The organism is Streptomyces sp. AC627_RSS907, assembly GCF_019049165.1.
The window spans coordinates 1-654 of record NZ_JAGMUE010001490.1 but is presented as its reverse complement, the minus strand read 5'-3'; the positions used below and the strand labels follow the sequence as shown (position 1 = coordinate 654).

At 71.1% G+C, this 654-nt stretch carries 1 pseudogene; it reads left to right on the top strand.

The features are described 5' to 3' along the window. Window positions 1-654: pseudogene (locus KUM32_RS42615) on the top strand (type IV secretion protein Rhs); the annotation flags it as partial.

Genomic DNA, 654 nt, shown 5'->3' with positions numbered 1-654 from the left:
ACGGCGGGCCACATCACCCGACACACCCATACCCACTTCGACCTGCCCGCCACCCACACCACCACCGACGGCGCGCGATACGCCTTCGCCTACGACACCGAACTGCGCCTGACGTCCGTCACCAACCCCCAAGGTCGGACGTGGACCTACGCGTACGACGCGGCCGGCCGTCTGACGACGGAGACGGACTTCAACGGCCGTCGCACGTCGTACGCACACGACGCGGCGGGACGACTCACGGCACGCACCAACGGAACCGGGGAGACGATCCGCTACGTGCGGGACGCGCTGGGCCGCACCGTCGCGGCGCACCCGGACGGTGAGCGCCCCGGCGTCACGTACGCCTATGACGCGAGTGGCCGACTCCTGCGCGCCCGGAACGCGGACACGGACCTGCGTCGAAGCTACGACGCGGCAGGCCGCCTCCTGACCGAGACGGTCAACGAGCTTACGACGCGCTACGCCTACGACGCGGCGGGCCGTCGCACCTCGCGTACCACCCCGTCAGGGCTGGTCTCGCAGTGGACGTACGACCCGGCGCAACGTCCCGCCACGCTCACCACGGCCGGCCACGAACTGCGCTTCACCCACGACGCGGCAGGACGCGAGATCTCGCGCGCGCTCGGCGGGGAAGTCGCCCTCACCCAACGTTGG